Raw genomic sequence first — 21,217 nt, forward strand, 5'->3', positions numbered from 1 at the left:
CATGACGGACAGTGTAAAACAGAGCAAACCGTTGCAATGTAAGGTGGTTAGCACTGGTGCCTGGGGTGGCTATTTCGAGAGCTACACGGCACTGCAGCAATTATTCGCCGGTGGCGAGCTGCCAGAAAAGAAACAGAAAGGGCCAAAGCCTGCTATTATTCCGGCCAATGAGCGTCGCCGTGCCCCCTTACCAGTGCGTCTGGCGGTAGAAAGCTCCTGGCAGGCCGCGCAGAAGGCAGAGGTTACACCGGATGCGCTTACCTGTGTGTTTGTGTCTGGGTTTGGCGATACCGATTTAACCGACTACATGTGCAAAGTGCTGGCGTCCGACAACAAGGAGTTGTCGCCTACCAAATTTCACAACTCAGTGCACAATGCCGCGGCAGGCTACTGGACAATAAGCACAGATACTATGCGCGCTGCCAATTCGGTGGCGGGTTACCAGGAGTCGGTGTCACTCACCCTGTTCGAGGCCATGGTACAGTGCGAGTATGAGGACTCCCCCATGCTGGTGACCTTTTACGACGCCCCGGTCTCAGAGATCCTCAAACCACTGCTGCCCAATGACGAGGCCTTTGCCTTTTCACTGGTCCTCTATCCTGCATCATCCGATCTGCCAGGCACCCTGCTCACGGCAAACGTCAATAGCAATGATACCTGTGACTGGCCCGAGCTGGCATGCAGCAACGACTATATTCAGGGTTTGTATCGCACGAATCCCAGCGCCCGGGTATTATGTCTGGCAGAATCACTGGAACAGCCAACAGGTGCCTCGCGCGCACTGACCCTGCCATTAAGCGCAGGCTCAACCCTGTCACTGACATTCTCATAGGTACTGTTATGCACGATGTTCAAACCGACATTGTTATCGCCGGTGGCGGCCTGGCCGGCATGAGTCTGGCGTTGCAGCTTCACAATACGCTGCCCGATCTGGACATCGTGGTGATTGAAAAAAACCGCTTTCCGGTGCCGGATACCACGGCCAAGGTAGGTGAGTCGACCGTAGAAATCGGCTCGCATTACTTAACCCATGTTCTGGGGCTACAGGCACATTTTGAGCAGCACCATCTGCAAAAGCACGGGCTGCGCTGTTTTTTCGGCAACCACATTGGCGACTACAGCGACTATGACGAGCTGGGCGTCAGCGAACTGTTCGGCATCCCGACCTATCAAATAGAGCGCGGCGTGCTGGAGAATCACCTGCATCAGTTGCTGATTGAGCGTGGTATTCAGTTTATCGACGGTGCGGTGCCCGCTGATATCACACTGGGCAATAAAGATCACCGGGTGGTCTGTCGCAAAGACGGCGAAGACACCCGCTATGCCTGCCGCTGGGTGATCGATGCCGCAGGCCGTCAGGCGCTGCTTAAAAACAAGCTGCAGCTGCATGAAGACAACGGGCACGAAGGCAATGCCGTGTTCTTTCGGGTGGATAAGCGCATCCTTATTGACGACTGGACAGAAAATACAGCCTGGCAGCAGCGGGTGAACGAGAAGGGCACGCGCTGGCTTAGCACTAACCACCTGATGGGACCGGGGTACTGGATTTGGATCATTCCACTGGCGTCCGGCGCCACCAGCTTTGGTGTGGTTATGGATGATAAGGCGCTGGCCGAGAGCGGGATTGAGACTTATGAAGACACCCTGGCGTGGCTGCAGAAACAACATCCCACCTGCGCCGGTGAACTTGCCGATGCGCCCCTGCTCGACTTTAAAGTGATTAACGGTTACTCCTACGGCTGCAAGCAGGTGTTTTCGGATAATGGCTGGGCGTTGACCGGTGAAGCCGGGGTGTTTGCCGATCCGTTTTACTCGCCGGGCAGCGACTTTATTGCCCTGAGCAATACGTTTATTACGCAGCTGGTAAAAACCGACATGACCGGTGGCAATACCCAGCTTGAAAGTCTGCTGTTTGAAAAGTTCTACCGCTCGTTTTACGAGAACACGCTGTCGCTGTACAAACACCAGTACGGCGGCTTTGGCGATCGCGGCATGATGTCGGTAAAGCTGGTATGGGACTACACCTACTACTGGGGTGTACTGTCGCTGCTGTTTTTCACCCAGTCGATCACCGACATTGAGCTGATGCGCGACTTAAACCCGCTGCTGATGCGTGCCCGCAAGCTGAACACCCGTATGCAGACCGCCATGCAGACACGCGCGCAGAAGCGCCAGGTGATCCCGGCCAAAGGTGTGTTTCTTGATCAGTTCCTGGTGCCCTGTCTGGTGGAGCTTAACACTACGCTCAAAGCCACCGACATTGATGTTGAAGCTGCCTTAGCCCGCAATGTTGAGATCATGGAACAACTGGTGCCCTACCTGGAAGACATGCTGACGGATGAACCCGTCAGCCATGTTGACGATGAGGAAGCGGATGTACTTGGCCAGTACCGCCACCAGGTGCTTGCCTGACAATGCAGCGTCGCCCGCCTATGGCCAGTCCGGGCCTGTCGCTGTTGATTGTGGTGCTGGCGCTGGCCTACCCGTTTCTGGTTTATCAGTTCGTCGATAGTGTACGTCCGCTGTGGTTTGCTTGCGTGTTATTTCTCGCCTTTACGCTTCGTTTTATGCTGCTGGGTCAGGCACGACAACGCAGTGATACCCTGATGTTTGGGGTGGTAACTGCGTTCTGTCTGGGCGTCGCCATGCTAAACAGCCAGCAGCTACTGAAGTTTTATCCGGTGCTGATGAGCGTGGGAATGGGGCTTATCTTTTTAGTGTCACTGAGCAAAGAGCAATGCCTGATTGATAAATTCGCCCGTCTGGCCGGTAACACACCACCCCCCGAGGCACAGGGCTACCTGCGCACACTAACGCTGTTGTGGGGGCTGCTATTGATAGCAAATGGGGCAGTTTCTGCCTACACAGCATGTTATACTTCGTTGTCAGTCTGGACGCTCTATAATGGTTTCCTCTCGTATTTACTGATTGCGTGCTTTGCCTGCGGGGAGTGGGTTTACCGCGGCTATTATAAAAAGAAACATAACATCACAGATGACTAATACACCGACAGCACAATTCAAAGACCTGTTTAAAGACAGCGAGGGGCCCGTGTTTCTCTCTTCTGAGGTAACATCCACCACCGCCACACTGCACCTTCATGTACCGCATAACCTCAGCTGGTTTGAGGGGCACTTTCCCGATCAGCACGTACTGCCCGGCGTGGTGCAGGTAGACTGGGTGGGTAAGCTGGCGAAAGCCCTGTTCAGTGAGCTTGGCGCATTCAGACAACTCTCCAACATTAAATTCAAAAGCATGATCCTGCCTGACACCCACGTCAGTCTGGAACTGCAGCTCGACGCAGACAAAGGCAATGTGGCGTTTCACTACGTAAGCCAGAGCGCGTCGTTCTCAATGGGTACCATGAAGTTTTCGATATGATGAACTGCTGTCTCGTTATTCCTCACTACAAGCACCAGGTGTTGTTTGGTGAATTTTTACCCAGGCTTGCTGAGCTGGGTCTGACCTGCATTGTGGTAGACGATGGCAGCGGCGAGGAAAGCCTTGCGGCACTTAACGAGTTGCTTGCCGGCTATCCTGACTTTCATTTGGTTAAACACCAGACCAACCGCGGCAAAGGCGCGGCGGTGATCACCGGCTGCTACCATGCCAGTGCCATGGGCTTTACCCATATTCTGCAACTGGATGCGGACGGCCAGCACGATATCAACGATGCCAGAAAACTGATGCAACAGGCCGAGCAAAACCCGAATACCATTATCTGTGGCCAGCCCTATTTTGATGAAACTGCGCCGCTTATAAGAAAGTATGGCCGTCGCATTACCGACCTGTGGACGGCGCTGGAAACCCTGTCGTTTAAGATTAAAGACGGGCTGTGCGGTTTCAGGGTTTACCCTGTGCGCGAGTTTGAGCACATCATCGATAATTATTATCTGGGTAAGCGTATGGACTTTGACCCCGAAATTCTGGTCAAAGCCATCTGGGCCAATATCGATATGAAATTTGTGCTGACCAAGGTGATTTATCACGAAAACACGGTGTCGCATTTTCGCTATGTGCGCGACAACGTGATGATGGTGCAGTTGCATGTGCGACTACTGCTGGGCACCATTCCGCGCTTACCCTTCTTGCTTCACCACCGTATTAAGGCCCTGTTGAGTTAACAATGGCAAACGGCAACTCAAACTCTGAAGTAAGTACTCACTCAAATGAGGAGTCACACCACTGGGCAGATATCAAAGAAGCTGGCTCGCTGACCGGAATGCGCATCATGTATGTGTTGTACCGGGTGTTCGGGCGTTGGATCTTCTCTCTTATTATGTACCCGGTTGCCTTATATTTTGTACTGTTTCTGGGCGAGCAGCGCCGCGCCTCGCTTGCCTACCTTACCCGTCACTACCGGAAAAACCCCACGGCCTGGCGTCGTCGTCCCACCTATTTTCATGTGCTGCTGCATTTTAAAACCTTTGCCGAGGTGATTCTGGATAAACTGCTGGGCTGGATGATCGATATTGACGAAAGTGACTTTGTGCTGCGTGACCCTGAGTTCATCGAAGCGTTTGTGGCCGATGAACGCGGCCAGCTTATCGTTGGCTCCCATTTTGGCAATCTGGAGTTCTGCCGGGGCTTTATGCAGCGCTATAAAGTAAAAGTGATCAATGTGCTGCTATACGACAAGCATGCCGGTAACTTTGTCAGAATGATGCAAAAGCAAAACCCGGATTCGCGGCTTAACGTGTTTCAGGTCGACGAGTTTGATGTGGGGACTATTTTAACCTTAAAAGAAAAAATTGATGCCGGAGAGTGGGTGTTTATTGCTGGCGACCGGGTTCCCTTAACCGGCCTTGAGCGCTCGGTGACGGTTGATTTTTTTGATGCCCCCGCGCCACTGCCCATTGGCCCCTATATGCTGGCCAAAGCACTGGCCTGCCCGGTGAAGTATATGATTGCTTATCGCAGTTCGGCGCATAATAACAAGGTATTGCTGGATGTTACGCCGGTGTGTGACCGGCTGACCCTGTCCAGAAAACACAAAATGGACGATATCCGGAATTACGCACAACTGTTTGCCAGCAAACTGGAAGAACACTGTACGGCAGAGCCTTACCAGTGGTTTAATTTTTACGATTTCTGGCAAACCGATGAGACCGTTTCAGAGAAACCCAATGACTGACCGCTTCGACCCTCGTATCCTCGAGCTTATTCCACACCGCCCGCCCATGCTGCTGGTAAACCGTATTGTGTCGGTCAGTATAAAGGCATCGAGTGCGCTGGTATATATAGATGAAGACGCGCCATTTTTTGAGCCCGGCAAAGGTGTACCGGCCTGGGTTGGTCTGGAATACATGGGCCAGACCGCAGCACTGATTGCCGGCCACGGTCTGCAGCAGGGGCTGATTGAGCCGCATCTGGGCTTTTTACTGGGTACGCGCGCCTATAAAAGCACGTGTGATTATTTCGCGCCAGGCGCTACCCTGAAGGTAGCCTGTACGGAAAGTGTGGCAACCGATGACGGTCTGGCTAAATTTAGCTGTCAGATAACCCTCGCTGACAGCCATGCTGCCGAAGAGGAATGGCTTGCCACGGCCAGCCTGTCGGTATTTCGTCGCCCACTGGATAAAAAGGACTAAACTGTGAGCAACCAAAATCTCAGGCGCGTGGTGGTAACCGGTGCAGGCGCGGTGTCTGCGCTGGGTAACGACTGGGCTGCCATTAAACAAACTCTGCTGGGCGGGCTTTCCGGCGTGTGCTTTATGCCCGACTGGCAAAAGTATGAGGGCCTGGGCACCTACCTGGCTGCGCCGGTTCACAACTTTGAACTGCCGCCTCATTACACCAAAAAGAAAAGGCGCAGTATGGGCCGCGTGGCCCAGTTCGGTGTACTGGCTACTGAAAAGGCACTGACTGACGCCGGGCTGCTGAATGATCCTGTCATCAACTCGTCGGCAACCGGCGTGGCATTTGGCTCAGCCACCGGCAGCAGTGAGGCCGCGCTGGAGTTTGTTCCCATGCTGGAGAACCACTCCACCTCGCGCTTAAACAGCAGTACCTACCTGCGCATGATGGCCCATACCGCAGCGGTGAATATCAGTGTGTATTTTGGTACCCAGGGCCGCATGTATACCACCACCACAGCCTGCACCGCGGGCAGCCAGGGCATTGGCTTTGCGTATGAGGCCATTCGCTATGGCATGCAGGATGTGATGATAGCCGGCGGGGCCGAAGAGCTGTGCCCGTCACAGGCCGGGGTATTCGATACCCTGTTTGCTGCCAGCAAGAAAAACACCACCCCCGAGGCCACACCCCGCCCGTTTGACGCTGACCGCGACGGCCTGGTGCTAGGCGAAGGCGCCTGTACCCTGATTTTAGAATCTTACGAACATGCCAAAGCAAGGGGCGCCAACATTCTGGCCGAAGTGGCAGGCTATGCCACCAATACCGATGGCTCGCATCTGGTGAAACCTAACCAGGACACGGTAAAGCGGGTGATGACTGATGCGCTCAAAGATGCAGACATCAGCAAAGACCAGGTGGGCTATATTTCTGCTCACGGCACCGCAACCTCACAGGGCGATATTGCGGAAAGCCAGGCAACGTTTGAGGTAATGGGTGACAAGCCGGTCAGTTCACTGAAAAGCTATACCGGTCACACGCTGGGGGCCTGCGGCTCCTTTGAAGCCTGGGTAACCATTATGATGATGAATGAAGGCTGGTTTGCCCCTACCCTGAATCTGGATACGGTGGATGATCGCTGCGCGCCGCTGGATTATATTCAGCACGAATGCCGCGAATTGAACACCGATGTCTTTATGAGCAACAACCTGGCCTTTGGCGGAGTGAATACCTCACTCCTGTTTAAACGCGTTTAAGCGCCAGCGAATAAGCCATTGCGGCTTATTCGCCTTCATATGCTGGTTTAAAAGTCGTACGTGCCCAGCTTTGTCGTAACCATGCCCTGCTGGTATTGCTCACCCTGCGCATCGCCATGATTTTCAAGCGAATCTTCTGCATAGCCACGCAACTTGCGGTGCGCGCCATTTTCTTCCACCTCAGCCAGTACCGCTGCGTAGCGGCCTGACTCAGACTGCCCCAGTGCCTTTGACACCCATGACAGCGTATCGATTTGCCTGTCCGGTGCGTCGGCGTGTTCGCGCAGCAGAATTTCAGCCAGCATATCCAGTATTGCCTGATCCTGAATGTTCGTCTCATACACAGTAATTGCGGCCTGTTTAAGGCTGCGCAGATCACCGGCCATAATCAGTTCGGTTACCTGGGCATTGCGTGCGTCTTTAGGTACCGGAGCGTACAGGCTGGGCGCCATGGTATACATGCCGCGCTGGTACTGTTCCCCGCTTGCATCACCCAGATCATCCAGCGCACTGTCTGCATGTCGCTCAAGCTTATCGATGCCGGTACTGGTTACCACTTCTTTCAGCACAGCGTGATAACGGCCGTTTTCCGAAAAACCGAGGGAGCGCGCCAGCCAGGCCACGGCATCCACTTCAGAGGGACGCGCGTCGGGGTAGCTGCGCAGCAATATTTCCGCCACGATATCGAGTAACTCAGGGTTAAAAAGTTCTTCACTGGAGATAGCTTTAGCCACACGTTTTGCCTGGGCAAGATCGCCCGACAACAGCATTCCTTCCATTTTCTGTTCCTGCGGTGATAACGCCGCCAGTACATTGAATGAGAGCAGTGCGCCCAGTGTCAGAGATAAAAGTGCTTTCATGTTAATTTCCTTTTACTAAAAACAATGTCACCAGCAACCTCATGCGCCAGTGACCCGTTGTACAACCTTGCCTGTTACACCCCGCGTATACGCAGCTGCACCATGTCACGCAGCAGAAGCCGCTTCAGCACATACCGCCGTTTACGCTGATAACCTGACGGGTAATATATCCCGCGCCGTCTGACATTAAAAAGCCAATAGTGCTGGCCACATCCTCGGGCTGGCCAAATTTACCCAGCGGGATCATTTTCTTGGCCTCGTCTGCAACCACGCCGTCAATCATACCGGTTTCAATTACGCCCGGTGCCACGCAGTTCACCGTTATTTTACGTTTGCCCAGCTCAATTGCCAGTGCTTTTGTCGCGCCGATAATACCGGCTTTGGAGGCACTGTAGTTGGTTTGCCCACGGTTACCCACCAGCCCGGATACTGACGACAGGGTGACAATACGCCCGCCACGCCGCAGCCTAATCATGGGCATAATGGTCGGATGCAGGACATTATAGAAGCCGTCCAGATTAGTGTGCACAACACTTTCCCACTCATCACCGCTCATTGCCGGAAAGGCGTTATCTTTGGTGATACCAGCATTGCATACTACCCCGTAGTAGGCACCGTGGTTCTCAATGTCCGCCTCAATGGCGGCTTTAGTGCCTTCGCGGTCAGTAATATCAAACTGAATGGCGTGGGCCGTGCCGCCCGACGCGGTGATGGTGTCGACGATTTCCTCTGCCGCCGACTGACCACTGCGGTAATGCACGGCAATGTCGAAGCCCTGCTCTGCCAGTTTTAATGCGGCCGCTTTGCCAATACCGCCACTGGCACCGGTGACGAGAACGCGATTATTGTCAGACATCCTATTGTTTCCTGTCGCTGGTAAATGAAGGCGGCAACGCCAACAGACTCATTGCCGCGATAAAATTAATGCTGTTGCCAATTAAAATGGTGCTGCCAAAGGCCTGTACCACCGGCATTGAACTAAAGGCCAGTAACCCGAATGACAGCAGACTGGTGACGGCAGACAGTAATATTGCCTGCTGGGTGATAGCCGGTTTATGGCGCATTTCTCTGGCGAAAATGATGTAGTCCATGCCCAGACCCAGCACCAGAAACAGCGCCATCATATGAAATATAGTAATTGCCTGACCGATACCCGCTAAGATAGCGAGTGTCACGATACTGGCGGTGACGGGGATAAACAGCAGTGCCACCGCAGACAGGCTGCGGTAGTGCAATAAAAGCAGCAGCGCAATCAGGCCATAGGCCACCAGTAATAACTGTGCAGCGGTCACACGCTGCGCTTCCAGCGCCGACATGGCGCTGCCCAGCGTGTTGATGTAGCTGATCCCCGCGATGTTCTGCGCAGCGCTTTCAAGTGCGGCCAGATCACTGTTTTTGCGGATCAGGACAAAGCTGTAAATGGTGTTCTCATGCTCAATCCACAGCGGCGGCAGCGACGGCAGTGAGTTAAGCAGCGCAGCGTAATCAATGCGATGCCCGGCAGCTTCTTTGTAGGCCTGCTTCATCGTTGTTGCCTGCGACGCATCGACGCTAAGGCGCTGATAAAAGCGGTCCAGGACACCATTGTCACGATACAGCGCACGCTGCAGCGCGTAGTTTTGTTGTTGCGCCTGTGGCGACGGTAAGTAGTCGCGTACACTCATAACAGCTTCCTGTTGCCCGTCTAGCGCGGCATAAAACGCATCAAGCCGGCCGTACAGTTCATCCGCCGTAGTGCCTGACACAATAAAATACCGGCCCGGCTCGTACACCTGAGTCAGGTCTGCAACCTGTTGCTCCTGAGACTGCAGGGCAGGTGAAACATGAAAAAAGCGCCGCGGATCGTCGTTAGTCGGGATTTCTGACAAAATAAGGTACGCCGCCCCCAGCGTGCTTAGTAAGACACCAGCTCCCGCCATAACTGGCAGACGCCGTGGGATCGCACGGTACAGATTAGCAATGACACCCATCAGCAACGACTGGCGCGCAACAATAGGGCGCGCTGTTACCAGCGGGCCCAGCACTATTACGCTCACCCAGGCCATGAGTAACCCAGAGCAGGAGAACAGCGCCACTTTTTTCAGCAGCACCAGGTCAGACAGCGCCAGTGCGCCATAGCCCACCAGCGATGTGACAACGCTTAACGCAAGCGCTCGCAGCAGTGCGCCTGGGGCCTTATGCCGATCACCACCCTTCTCATCCGACAGGTAGTGATAAAAATAATGCAGCGAGTAGTCCACCACAATGCCAATCAGGCTGGCGCCAAACACAATAGTAAAAATATGAATGCCGCCAAATACCAGGGCACTGGTTACAATGCCAAAACCCACACCAATGGCAATCGAGCCAAGCGACAATAACAGCGGTAGCAGCGAACGGAACACCAGCAGCATCAGCACCAGCACACCAACGCCGGAGCCCACCGCAATAAGCTGAATATCGCCTTTGGCCGACTGCGCCGAGTCGACCGCAAAGAAAAACAGACCAGAACGCAAGAGCTCGACCGGGTAGTTGCGCCGTATGTCGCGGCTTGCCGCTTCAATGGCCTGATACAGGTGCTGCTGCGCCTCCATATCTTTGGGATAGTCACGGATCAACACCGAAAATGCCGTAAAATAGTGGCTGTCTCCCGACTCATCCACAATGACAGATTCCGCATCCAGGCTGGCGGCACCGGTGATCTCAAGCCGGGACAGCAAGTAGTCAGAAAACCAGCCTAACGGGTCCTGCTCAAACGGAATAAGGCGGATCCCATCTCCCAGCTGGTAAAGTTGTCGCTGCGCCTTTGCCGCCAGTGCATCAGGTGCTCCCTGCCTCAGCGCCTGACGCTGAGCACCGGTTAACAGGTGGAAGCGATACGGCGACAATGCGCTTAAATAATCACTGCTGACACTATCATTAGTGAGTACTGACAAACCGTTTATGGCATTGATGTCGATTTGCAACTCTCGCACTGCGGCATTAACCTGGCGCTGGTCAGCGCCCTTTACCAGCATCAGAAAGCGCTGGCTGATATCCTCACTCAGCCTTTGCGTGGCGTAGCGTGGCCCTTCAGCCAGGCTAGTGTCGGGGTTGAGATCCTGCAAACTGGTGTCGATACGCACCCTATCACTGACAAACAGGCAGTATGCCAGCGTACTTAGCACGGTGAGGGCAAACACCACTCTGGCTACCACGCCCGATCTGGTGATGGGTGCAGGTCTGCCCACAGCTTACCTTATCACCTGACCAGGCATACGCAGCGCCCGGCACCATTTACGCGTGCTCGGGTACAAGGCGCGGCACTGATCATAGGCGGCCTGCTTGTCGTTGATAGCATAGGGCGTAATCTGATTGATGGTCACGGCAGTGCGTTGCCCGGTGGTGTCGTCGATGTGAATATTCAGTGTCACAGCGTCGTTGTCATCGCGCTGTTTGCTGATAAGAATACGCTTAATGCCCTTTTGCATAAACGCGCTGTCGGGAAGCAGTTCGGTGCCGGACTCATTCTCGGCGCGTCTGACCGTAAACATCTGCGCAAAGTAATCGGTATCGCCTTTTAACACCCGCAGGAAAATGTTTGACATGGCGTACTTTGCCACGCCACTGAGTGGCTCGATATCACCGCGCTCGTTTACCCGGTAACTGTCACTGGCGTTAGCATATAGCAGCGCTTCCTGAAACGGTGCCTGTGTGTGCCAGATAAGTCCCAGCTCGCAGGAAAAGTAAAAGTCACCACGGGACTTCAGCGGCATGGGCAGGCCTTTTACGGCTTTCTGCTGAGAAAACTGCCCGGAAAAATGGCAGCTGTCAGGAAAAATGGCGGCAAGCAGTTGTGCTTCTGCCTCTTCACTGACTCCGGTCGGCGATGCGGGCTCTGAGTCAGTCTGCGCCAGCGCGGCGGGCACCAACAGATACCCAAGCAGAAGCAGGCAAACGGCGTTACGCATCATCAGCCAGCCAGGCGTCGACACAGTTAACTAAAAACGACGGTGACTCAAACTGGGTAACGTGGTCGGGAATACTTATCGCAAATTGCTTGGTCTGCGCTTTGGTGTAGACCTCGTTCGTCTCGCAATCGCGAATTTCATATTTGATTTTGAGGCTGTGCTGCCACTCGGCAAACCAGGCTTCGATGCGCACCTTTTGCTTAAACAGCATGGGCTTTACATACTTTACCTGTAAATCAACCACCGGGAAAAAGTACCCCTGCTTTTCCATCTCCAGGTATGGACAGCCGGCCTCTTCCAGCAACGCACAGCGCGCTATTTCAAAGTACTTCGCGTAATTGCCGTGCCACACAATGCGGTAGGCATCCACATCGAAAAACGGCACCTCATAGTGCGTTACCGACCGCTTCATGTACGCCTACTTCTTCGCTGATAAGGCAGTGAATACATCAATGACATCCTGAATCGTTCGGACTTCGCTGAACTGTTCCGGTGTAACGGTCACATCGGTGGATTTTTTCAAATCGATAAGCAGATCAACCGCATCGATACTGTCGATATCCAGGTCTTCGTAGAGTCTTGCTTGCGGAACGATATCCTCTTCGTCCAGTTCAAACAGATCCACCAGCACCACTTTTATCTGGGCGAGTATTTGTTGTTCTTGTTCGGTCATAGTGTTGTTTGCTGAATTTGTTGTTCGTTTGGGCGTTGATGCTGCGTTTCTTACGCCATCCAGTCTTTATAATAATGTTCTAAAAACCGTGTGAGTTCCCGGTACTGCAAGGTTTTTGGCTTTGTTGTGTCAATCAGTTCATTCAGGTGCAGCCGTTTACCTGAGGTTAAGGTATAACACAAGCCTTCATCGGGAATGGTATACCACTTATCCCCTTTTTTTAAAGCGCCGGGATTACACTTTATCAACACCGGCACAATGGGCGCGCCGCTTGCCACGGCCACATTCGACGCGCCACGCTTAAAACGAATGATATCACTGGTTTCGGTGCGGGTGCCTTCAGGAAAAATAATAAGGTTTTCACCTGCCGCCAGCTTTTCCACTGCCAGTGGAATAAGCTCGGCAGAATGATTGGGAATAAAACCGGCCTGGCGAACTACCGCACTGGTAAACATATTATGCCAGAGTTCCCCTTTAACAATGCAGCAAAAATTTTTTCTCACCGCAAACAGCAGCACCACATCAATCAATGTAGGGTGATTAGCAATAACCAGGTGCCCGCCACTGGCCTGCATCATACTGTTAAGTGCGAACTGATAGCGAATAAGCCCGAATGCCCGCAATGTCAGAATAAAGCCCCGGCAGCCGGCGTGAATACAATTGCGGATCCACGTCTGCCTGGTGGCGGCAGGAATACCTGGTATCACGCTGATTAACCGAAATACCAACCCGACAATAAGGGCCCCAAGCCCAAACAGGGTGTAGCTGATTGCCGCCCCCGTTATCTGCCACGCTTTTTTTAGCCCGCGCTTAACCATGGTCGCGCCCACCGCCGCAGCGACACCGCACCTGAGCAGTCTGCGCCACTAATGACAAAAACACTCAATTTCCACCAGCAAATCACTGCGACAGATATCGGCCAGCGTAAATACCGTCTCCACATCCGGGTAGCGCTGGTTCAGCCAGTCACGGGCTGGTGCCAGATGTTCCGGGTGCCGCAAATAGACTTTGAACGTGGCCAGCTGACGGTTTTGTGGGTTAGCGGTAGCCAGCAGGTGCTCAATATTGTCCAGTGTTACCCCTAGCTGGCGCTGAAGATGCCCCACTTCCACGGTTTTATGCCCGATAATGCTGGCGGTGCCCGATATGAACAAATATGGCGTATCCGCCAGCGTTAGCGCCGTAGCCCGGGTAAACGACGGGCTGCTGATCCCATACTGACGCGGGTAGTTAAAGGCGTTCACCTGCTTGTCATTTTTCAGGTGCTGCGGCACTTCGGCACTGGCAAACACGTATATGACTGCGCCGTCAGTATGATGACCTAATGCCGAAGCCGACGGAAATGATGAGGCGGCAATACCCAGTTGCTCGAAGGCCTGCAGTCGGCCGGTGCAGAAACGCTTATAAATTTCTTCATCACCGTCCCCAGTATTAATATTGGGCAGGTAGTTCCAGAAGCGGAACGGGTGTTCGAAGCCATGGCTTTTTAATACCGAGAAAATCGACAGGTACGCCTCAAATACCGACTCTTCCATCTGCTCGCATTGCGCTTTCGTCAGCCAGCGCGCAACGCAAATCATATCCTCAGTTTTAGACCAGTAATTGTCACCGGTCTGACCGCGTGCAACCTGCCCGTTGACTGTCCACACTTCATTAAGCTGATCAGGGCTTAAGTCTTCAATACCTGAGTGAATGACGCCGGAAACAGAGGGAGCACACTGTGCGGTAAGCGGCATCACGACGAGGGTATCATCCCGGGACAGGAGTTCGTCCGACGATGCGCGGGTAAATCTTTGGGTTAACATGTTACACCAAGTGGGTTACTTCTTGTCTTTTCGTTAAGGCAAAGCGATGAGAAAAATGCCGTTATTCCACCAATAACGTAACACGCTGAGACGTCACGTGTGCTTTGCCCGGTGACCGTTTTCCTTAAGCACAAATTAAATTGAGCTTTGGCGGCGCAGTATACTATACTGGCGCGCCAAAAAACAAAGCATACCTACGTGAGGGTTGGAGTAGTAATGACACAACAAACCGAAGCAGAACAGAAGATGGCCGCGCTGTTGGTTGACGCGCTGAACCTGGAAGATATCGAAGCCGACGAAATCACGCCTGAAGAGCCCCTGTTCGGCGATGGACTGGGCCTGGATTCTATCGATGCACTGGAAATTGCCGTGGCCATTTCTCAGGAATACGGCGTTAAACTGAAAGCCGAAGACGAATCTACCCGCGAAGCCTTTGCCACTCTGCGCAGCCTGACCGCCTACGTCGAAAGCCATAAGTAAACGCACAGCCTTATGGCACACCATCCGCTTGTTACGCGTGAGCCTGACGCGCCCTTCGCTTATCTTACCCGCTCGCTGACATCGGCGGGTCTGTCAGAAGGACAGCTGGACACCCGCACGTTTCTGATTCATGTGAATGCCGTTGCCAGTGCACTGGATAAAGGCCAGCACGCCATTAACCTGTGCGGGAACCGCTATTTGTTTTTGGTGAGCTTTTGCGCCGCCATTGTGCGCGGCCATACCAACTTGCTGCCCCCTAATAAAAACATACCTACCCAGCAGCAACTGGCCTGTGACTATGACAACTGCTACATCCTGCATGATGGCAGCACCGCGCTTGACGATACACTTAACCACATTGATGTGTCGGCCATTACACCCGACTGGCAGCAAACGTGCCCCAACGTGCCGCAGATTGCAGATGAGCATCTGGCCTGTATTAGCTTTACCTCAGGCTCGACCGGGCGCTCAAAACCCAACCTGAAATACTGGCGTACCCTGCACGTAAGCACTGGCATTAATTACCGTCATATGCTGCCGCCCATGGATGACACCGTGTATACGCTGGCCACCATGCCCGCCCAGCACATGTGGGGCCTGGAAACCTCGGCGCTGCTGCCGCTTTTCCATGACCTGTGTATGACCGATGCCCAGCCCCTGTTCCCGCAGGATATACTGGACACCTTAGCAGCGTTACCCAACCCTACGCTGCTGGTATCAACCCCGGTGCATCTGCGCGCGCTGACCGCTGAGCCACAGCACACCAAAGCCCTGTTCGCCGTGCTGTGCGCCACATCACCGCTGGGTAAAGAGCTGGCGCAGCACATCGAAACGCAGTTTGCCTGCCCGCTGCATGAAGTGTATGGCTGCAGCGAAGTAGGCTCGATGGCCGTGCGGCGTACCGCAAAAGAAGACCAGTGGCTGCGCTTCGACAACATCGACTTTACGCAGCAGGATGACAATACCGTAGCCAGCGCCGACCACCTACCTCAGAGCATTACCCTGCAGGATAAAATTGTCCTGCATGGGAAGCAGCACTTCAGCCTGGCCGGACGTACCAGCGACCTGATTAAAATTGCCGGTAAGCGTGGCTCGCTGTTTGAAATAAACCAGGTACTGCAACGCTTTGACGGCTTACAGGATGGCATTATCGTGATGCCGGAGTCTGATGCGGATACTAAAGGCACTACCCGCCTGTGTGCGATTGTGGCGTTAAAGGAAAACAGCGACAAAGCCGCTCTCACCGCGTTTTTACGCCAGCACTTAGACAGCGCCTTTGTGCCGCGCCCGGTGTATGTGGTGGACGCCCTGCCCCGGGAGAGTAATGGCAAGTTGTTGAAGGCGAAGGTGGGTGAATTGCTCAGCACGCTGAAAAAGCGCGATACTAATTGAGCCGGCGGTGCTTTAAAGCTCGTGTTATTGGCGAGCAATGTCTGTGAGTAATTAAGCAATTAGTGTATAGTTTTCAAGTATTTTGCAGAAATACAAAAATGGAGTGCCTTACGCAAAATAAAAGCCCAAATGCGTTTGTGCAAAAGAAGTCACTAGGGCAAGGAGATAATAAAAATGTCCCATCTAAAAACTGGTTTTGTGCTGTTAGTTGCATTGATGGCCACTGGTTGTGCTAACAAGGTCCATACTTACGCAACATCAACAGAAAATACAATTTCGTTGAGGGCGCTAGAGAAGGAAGGTTTACAGTCAAAACTCGGTTCATTCACCGACTCAGGTAAAAATGAATCAAAAGTTATGTGTCGGCTTTCATCCCCTGTCGGCACGCCTGAGGGAAGAACCTTTGCAACCTATATTCGCGATGCATTGCTCGCTGAAATGGTCGTCGCAGATATCTATGACGAGCAATCAGAGACCGTAGTTACTGCTAATCTCAACGATATCTACGGCAGCACAGTTTTAGGGAATGCTTATTGGGAATTTGACATCACATTGGAATCAAGCAATGGCGAACAGTTCCAAGTGGTATCACGTTACGATTATGAATCAAGCTACCTGGCAACTTCGGCATGTTCAGAGATGCAGCGGTCTTTTGTGCCTGCCGTACAGAAGTTAAATAGCGAGATATTCACTCACCCCGAGTTTCCGGCTTTGTTAAAATAGAGCTCAAAGAAAACTTTGGCTACAGGCACCCTGTCAAGTGTGCCTGTTAGCTTTATGCGCGTTAAAAATTAGCCCGCTTGACGTTTCGCAGTCAAGCACGTCCACCGCTTTGAGTTTCTCTCACCTAACTCATCCTCAGTTCATCAGATGCAAAATGACAAGTACAAGGCTGGTTTTCTTATACGCAAATCTGCATAAATTTGATTTATACATTTTTTCGTATAAAATCATTTTATGCAGAAATCAGTATATCCTAATTTTATACACAAATCCGTATAAGAGACTAGCATGAAGATTAATACACCTAAGGATCTTGGCGCCGTTATCAGGGACAGTAGAAAAGCCAAAGGATGGACTCAAGCTGATTTAGCAAAACACATTGGCGTATATCAACGGGATATTTCTAACTGTGAAACCAGGCCTGAAAAAATCTCGGTCGATATGCTAATCAAACTTTGTGCATCACTAGACTTAGAGCTGAAGGTCGACAACCTGTCCAAGCATGAAATATCCACACCGACTACGCCACTCGCGAAAAAATCACTGAGATTCTGATGGGACGAAAATCACATACCCGCACTCTCTATTGCTCTATGAACGGATTTCCTGTGGGTGAGTTGTATTTAAAAAATGGACGCATGAGCTTTAAGTACGACCCCGACTGGCTGGAAGTAGAGGGAGGCCGTGCTATTTCCCTAAGCCTGCCTATGCAACGCGCTGACATAACGGGAGAGGCGGTACATGCTTATTTTGATAATTTGCTGCCGGATACAAGCGCTATCAGAGAACATATGAAAGACCGCCTGGGAGCCGATAGTGCCAAACCCTTTGATTTGCTAGCCAAGGTTGGAAAAGATTGTGTGGGTGCGCTCACATTCACACAAGCGCCTGCAACAGGAGAAATGCCTCCGCTGTCGTTCACTCCATTGTCTGACGGAGACGTCGCACAAATTATCAGAGAAACGCGTCTTGAGAAAATGCTAGGTATGAACTCAGATGATGACTTCAGAATTTCTCTTGCTGGAGCCCAGGAAAAGACAGCGCTATCCTTTTGGGAAGGGAGATGGTGCCGACCACAGGGCTCAACGCCAACCACGCATATATTTAAGCCGCCTATTCTTCATCATGAAAGCTTGGGAATAGACTTATCTTCGAGTGTGGACAATGAATGGTTCTGCCAGACGTTTATGCAAAACTTAGGCTTGAATGTCGCCAATTGTGAAATCGCGCAGTTTGAGGACCAGAAGGTACTGGTGGTGGAACGCTTTGATCGCAGAATCGAGGAAGACACTATTGTCCGGCTACCCCAGGAGGATATGTGTCAGGCATTAGGGAAAGTGAGTGGCTCAAAGTATGAGGAACAAGGTGGGCCAGGTTCTCAGCAGGTTATGGAACTGCTGGCTGGCTCAAAAAACGCATATGACAATCGACTCGAATTTTTGCGTGTGCAGATTGTATTTTGGTTGCTTGCTGCGATTGATGGGCATGCAAAAAACGTTAGCATCGCACTGAATCAGGATGGATACCGTCTAACGCCCTTTTACGACGTATTAAGCGCTTATCCTTACTTCGGCAAAGGGAACATTCAGGCAAAAAAAATAAAAATGGCAATGAAAGTCCACAGTAAAAATACCCACTACAAATGGAATGAGATTTTGCCCAGGCACTGGCCAGAGCATGGCAAGCGGCAAGGAATAGGTACAGAGCAAACACTCGCCATACTGGCCTCTTTAGACGAAAAGGGAGAAAAAGCGCTGACTACCACTCTCAAGCAGGCGAATGCACATTTTGATATGGAGGTCGGGGAGATAATCGCCGAACGCACACTTGCTTGTCTGCGCAAAATAACGGCTTTTCTAGAAGGGCAGCAGAATTAGGCTTCCACCCTTTAAAAAATGACGCACCCGATAGGATTACTCGGCGCGTCCTGCGCCTCGCCCTGCGGGCCGCGCTAAAGCCTGCTCAAAACCGCCCAAGTGGACATCGCTGTTTGAAATAAACCAGGTTCTGCAGCGGTTTGAAGGCCTGCAAGATGGCATTATCATGATGCCCGAGTCTGACGCAGAAAAAAGGCACTACCCGACTGTGTACGATTGTGGCGTTAAAGGAAAACAGCGACAAAGCCGCCCTCACCGCGTTTTTTTACGCCAACACTTAGACAACGCCTTTTGTACCACGCCCGACGTATGTGGTGGACGCCCTGCCCCGGAAGAGTAATGGCAAGTTGTTGAAAGCGAAGATGGGTGAGTTGCTCAGCACACTAAAAAAGCGTGCAAGACTAACCAGCTAGCAGTATTGCCTCGAGTGCTGTTTCCGCAAAGCTTTGTCCACCGTGACATAAAATAGTGCTTTTCCGTATTTGTAGTGAACCGTTCCTTGCCGACCGGCTAACCTAACTGGTGTTTAGTTTTCAAAGCAGTGAGGGAGAGCAGTACGTTAGTCCCGAAATAGCCCGGGAGGTGTAATCCTGTTTTCTAACACACTAGTGATGGTGACATCCGTCTGGTTTCCCCAATTTGTCAGGTCAGAGAAATCTGGCCTTCGATACAGCTATATATTCTCCTGTTATAGCTAAACTTGACGAGTAAACATCACTGTATATAGATCCATGAATTATTGTCTCTGGGTCAAATGAGTGATAGAGTCTGCCTACCGAACGGAGATACACCACTTATGTCTACTCAAACAATCACCTTACTTGAACGCCTGCTCGAAATTTACGATCAAAAGCAAATAGCTGAAAAGCTTAAGTCCAGAACTTCCAGTGACTGGTGCAGGGAAACGATCAACAGAGTGCTAAAAGGAAAGAGTGACCGGGCTTTCACTGTAGAAGAAGTACATTTCCTTGAAGGTCTTTTTCCGCCGAAGCCGGAACATTACGATAATCCTAAGTTCGATTTTATTGACCTGTTCGCGGGTATCGGCGGGATCCGAAAAGGCTTTGAAGAAATTGGCGGCCGGTGTGTTTTTACCAGTGAATGGAATAAATTTGCGATGAGGACGTACAAGGCAAATCATTACAGCGGCCCTCATCATAAATTCAATAGTGATATTCGTGAAATCACCCTTAGCGATCGTGAGGATATTTCTGAAGCAGATGCGGATAAGCACATCAAAGTAAATATTCCGTCACACGATGTACTCCTTGCGGGCTTTCCTTGCCAGCCATTCAGTCTTGCCGGTGTATCAAAGAAGAACTCACTGGGTCGCTCCCACGGCTTCGAGTGTGAAGCACAGGGTACGTTATTTTTTGACGTCTGCCGAATTATCAGGGCCCATAACCCTAAAGCGTTCGTTCTTGAAAATGTGAAGAACCTGAAAAGTCACGATAAAGGTAAAACATTCAGAGTGATACTGGACGCACTGGATGAGCTTGGTTATGACGTCTGCGACATAAACGCTCAGGGAAAAGATCCAAAGGTAATAGACGGTGCAGATTTTCTTCCGCAGCACCGGGAGAGAATAGTTCTGGTGGGTTTCAGGAAGGAGCTGGGCTTTGCTGACCAGGTATCATTATCTGAAATAGAAAAGCCGGCAACTACCCCGGCCCTTGCCGACTTACTCGATACCCTGAGTGATGAACAGGAAAAAAAATACACATTGACGCCCAGATTGTGGGAGTACCTTTACGAGTACGCCAAAAAGCATCAGGCAAAAGGAAATGGGTTTGGGTTTGGTCTGGTCGACCCGAAGAATCAAAACGCGATTTGCAGAACGCTCTCCGCGAGATATCACAAAGATGGCTCTGAAATTCTCATAGATCGCGGCTGGAATATGAATCTGGCAGAATCGGACTTCTGGAATGAAGAAAACCAGAAAAACAGACCAAGGCGATTAACCCCTCATGAATGTGCAAGAATTATGGGCTTTGAGAATCCCGGTGAGCAAAAATTCATCATTCCAGTTTCAGATACCCAGGCGTACCGGCAGTTTGGAAATTCAGTCGTAGTTCCGGTGTTTAAAGCAGTTGCAGATCTGATGCTTCCTTACATACTGCGTGCGGTTGAGCTGGAAAACGAACAACAGGTAGCTTAATACTACGATGGCGGATGTTCACACCCCTGAAACCCGCAGAAAAAATATGCGGGCAATCAGGGGAAAGAATACTAAGCCTGAAGTAGTCTTCAGAAAGCTTCTGTTTAATGCGGGCTATCGCTACAGAATAGCCCCAGAACATCTGCCTTCAAAACCTGACCTGTATATGCCCAGATTCAGGGCCGTAATCCTGATTAACGGGTGCTTCTGGCATGGTCACAACTGTCACCTTTTCCACTGGCCTAAAACCCGTACTCAGTTCTGGAAAAGCAAGATAAAAGAATCAGTACTAAGGGACACAAGAAACATTGAAAGCCTTACGCGGCTTAGGCTGAGAGTACTCGTAGTATGGGAATGTGCCTTAAAAGGGAAGCATCGTCTACCGTCACCGGTTTTGTTGTCGCTTGCCGAGCGATGGCTGACTGAATATAGTCACAATGCAGAAATTAGCAGTTCAGGGCTAAGCTTCAGAGAATCTTAGTAAACCTGT

The 21,217-nt window shown here is 51.7% G+C and carries 23 protein-coding genes; 15 read left to right on the top strand and 8 right to left on the bottom strand.

Annotation, left to right across the window (positions count from 1 at the left end; all coding sequences use genetic code 11):
- Position 1: 1 nt before the first annotated feature.
- From IE054_RS09270 to IE054_RS09305, 8 genes are read left to right on the top strand one after another with little or no spacing between them, the layout of a single operon-like run.
- Positions 2-832: a beta-ketoacyl synthase chain length factor gene (locus IE054_RS09270; RefSeq protein WP_189405614.1), complete on the top strand. Its 831-nt coding sequence runs from the start codon at positions 2-4 to the stop codon at positions 830-832.
- 8 nt (positions 833-840) lie between these two features.
- Positions 841-2,412 (top strand): NAD(P)/FAD-dependent oxidoreductase, encoded by a 1,572-nt coding sequence (locus IE054_RS09275; protein WP_189405616.1) that lies wholly within the window; start codon positions 841-843, stop codon positions 2,410-2,412.
- Positions 2,413-2,414: 2 nt separating this feature from the next.
- Positions 2,415-3,002 carry a COG4648 family protein gene (locus IE054_RS09280; RefSeq protein ID WP_189405618.1) on the top strand — a complete coding sequence of 196 codons (588 nt, stop codon included), beginning with the start codon at positions 2,415-2,417 and terminating at the stop codon, positions 3,000-3,002.
- Positions 2,995-3,381: an ApeI family dehydratase gene (locus tag IE054_RS09285; protein WP_189405620.1), complete on the top strand. Its 387-nt coding sequence runs from the start codon at positions 2,995-2,997 to the stop codon at positions 3,379-3,381. Before IE054_RS09280 ends, IE054_RS09285 begins: the two co-directional genes overlap by 8 nt.
- Complete coding sequence (locus IE054_RS09290) at positions 3,378-4,124, top strand: glycosyltransferase family 2 protein (RefSeq protein ID WP_229805054.1); 747 nt, start codon at positions 3,378-3,380, stop codon at positions 4,122-4,124. The genes IE054_RS09285 and IE054_RS09290 overlap by 4 nt, the downstream gene beginning before the upstream one ends.
- Before the next feature lie 2 nt (positions 4,125-4,126).
- Entirely contained in the window at positions 4,127-5,134 is a 1,008-nt protein-coding gene (locus IE054_RS09295) for a lysophospholipid acyltransferase family protein (protein WP_189405622.1), read from the top strand.
- Positions 5,127-5,591, top strand: coding sequence for a hotdog family protein (locus IE054_RS09300; RefSeq protein ID WP_189405624.1), 465 nt, complete (start codon positions 5,127-5,129; stop codon positions 5,589-5,591). Before IE054_RS09295 ends, IE054_RS09300 begins: the two co-directional genes overlap by 8 nt.
- A 3-nt stretch (positions 5,592-5,594) precedes the next feature.
- Positions 5,595-6,830, top strand: coding sequence for a beta-ketoacyl-ACP synthase (locus IE054_RS09305; protein WP_189405626.1), 1,236 nt, complete (start codon positions 5,595-5,597; stop codon positions 6,828-6,830).
- A gap of 47 nt (positions 6,831-6,877) precedes the next feature.
- Here the strand turns inward: IE054_RS09305 and IE054_RS09310 are convergent, their stop codons facing one another.
- The 8 genes from IE054_RS09310 to IE054_RS09345 all read right to left on the bottom strand — a co-directional run bounded on the left by IE054_RS09310 (position 6,878) and on the right by IE054_RS09345 (position 14,097).
- On the bottom strand, positions 6,878-7,690 hold the full coding sequence (locus tag IE054_RS09310; RefSeq protein WP_189405628.1) for a hypothetical protein: 813 nt from the start codon (positions 7,688-7,690) through the stop codon (positions 6,878-6,880).
- A gap of 124 nt (positions 7,691-7,814) precedes the next feature.
- Positions 7,815-8,546 (bottom strand): 3-oxoacyl-ACP reductase FabG, encoded by a 732-nt coding sequence (fabG, locus tag IE054_RS09315; protein ID WP_189405630.1) that lies wholly within the window; start codon positions 8,544-8,546, stop codon positions 7,815-7,817.
- A gap of 1 nt (position 8,547) precedes the next feature.
- The gene (locus IE054_RS09320) at positions 8,548-10,899 is read right to left on the bottom strand and encodes an MMPL family transporter (RefSeq protein ID WP_189405632.1); all 2,352 of its coding nucleotides are present in this window, start codon (positions 10,897-10,899) and stop codon (positions 8,548-8,550) included.
- A 3-nt stretch (positions 10,900-10,902) separates the two neighbouring features.
- A complete protein-coding gene (locus IE054_RS09325; protein WP_189405634.1) occupies positions 10,903-11,622 on the bottom strand; it encodes an outer membrane lipoprotein carrier protein LolA in 720 nt (239 codons plus the stop codon).
- Entirely contained in the window at positions 11,612-12,031 is a 420-nt protein-coding gene (locus IE054_RS09330; protein ID WP_189405636.1) for an acyl-CoA thioesterase, read from the bottom strand. Before IE054_RS09330 ends, IE054_RS09325 begins: the two co-directional genes overlap by 11 nt.
- Positions 12,032-12,037: 6 nt before the next feature.
- On the bottom strand, positions 12,038-12,292 hold the full coding sequence (locus tag IE054_RS09335) for an acyl carrier protein (RefSeq protein WP_189405638.1): 255 nt from the start codon (positions 12,290-12,292) through the stop codon (positions 12,038-12,040).
- Between the two features lie 50 nt (positions 12,293-12,342).
- Positions 12,343-13,110: a lysophospholipid acyltransferase family protein gene (locus tag IE054_RS09340; protein WP_189405640.1), complete on the bottom strand. Its 768-nt coding sequence runs from the start codon at positions 13,108-13,110 to the stop codon at positions 12,343-12,345.
- Positions 13,111-13,158: 48 nt separating this feature from the next.
- Positions 13,159-14,097, bottom strand: a complete 939-nt coding sequence (locus tag IE054_RS09345) for a chorismate transformation FkbO/Hyg5 family protein (protein WP_189405641.1) — start codon at positions 14,095-14,097, stop codon at positions 13,159-13,161.
- Between the two features lie 216 nt (positions 14,098-14,313).
- Here IE054_RS09345 and IE054_RS09350 point away from each other — a divergent pair, with 216 nt between their 5' ends.
- The 7 genes from IE054_RS09350 to IE054_RS17970 all read left to right on the top strand — a co-directional run bounded on the left by IE054_RS09350 (position 14,314) and on the right by IE054_RS17970 (position 21,208).
- Positions 14,314-14,577, top strand: coding sequence for a phosphopantetheine-binding protein (locus IE054_RS09350; RefSeq protein WP_189405643.1), 264 nt, complete (start codon positions 14,314-14,316; stop codon positions 14,575-14,577).
- 12 nt (positions 14,578-14,589) lie between these two features.
- The gene (locus IE054_RS09355) at positions 14,590-15,969 is read left to right on the top strand and encodes an AMP-binding protein (RefSeq protein WP_189405645.1); all 1,380 of its coding nucleotides are present in this window, start codon (positions 14,590-14,592) and stop codon (positions 15,967-15,969) included.
- 174 nt (positions 15,970-16,143) lie between these two features.
- Positions 16,144-16,692, top strand: a complete 549-nt coding sequence (locus IE054_RS09360; RefSeq protein WP_189405647.1) for a hypothetical protein — start codon at positions 16,144-16,146, stop codon at positions 16,690-16,692.
- 288 nt (positions 16,693-16,980) lie between these two features.
- Positions 16,981-17,247 (top strand): XRE family transcriptional regulator, encoded by a 267-nt coding sequence (locus IE054_RS09365; RefSeq protein ID WP_189405650.1) that lies wholly within the window; start codon positions 16,981-16,983, stop codon positions 17,245-17,247.
- Complete coding sequence (locus IE054_RS09370; RefSeq protein WP_189405652.1) at positions 17,247-18,569, top strand: type II toxin-antitoxin system HipA family toxin; 1,323 nt, start codon at positions 17,247-17,249, stop codon at positions 18,567-18,569. Before IE054_RS09365 ends, IE054_RS09370 begins: the two co-directional genes overlap by 1 nt.
- Before the next feature lie 754 nt (positions 18,570-19,323).
- Entirely contained in the window at positions 19,324-20,727 is a 1,404-nt protein-coding gene (dcm, locus tag IE054_RS09375; protein ID WP_308428278.1) for a DNA (cytosine-5-)-methyltransferase, read from the top strand.
- Between the two features lie 7 nt (positions 20,728-20,734).
- Positions 20,735-21,208 (top strand): very short patch repair endonuclease, encoded by a 474-nt coding sequence (locus tag IE054_RS17970; RefSeq protein ID WP_189405655.1) that lies wholly within the window; start codon positions 20,735-20,737, stop codon positions 21,206-21,208.
- Positions 21,209-21,217 lie beyond the last annotated feature (9 nt).

Origin of the sequence: Alteromonas halophila (assembly GCF_014651815.1) — a bacterium.
GTDB lineage: Bacteria > Pseudomonadota > Gammaproteobacteria > Enterobacterales > Alteromonadaceae > Alteromonas > Alteromonas halophila.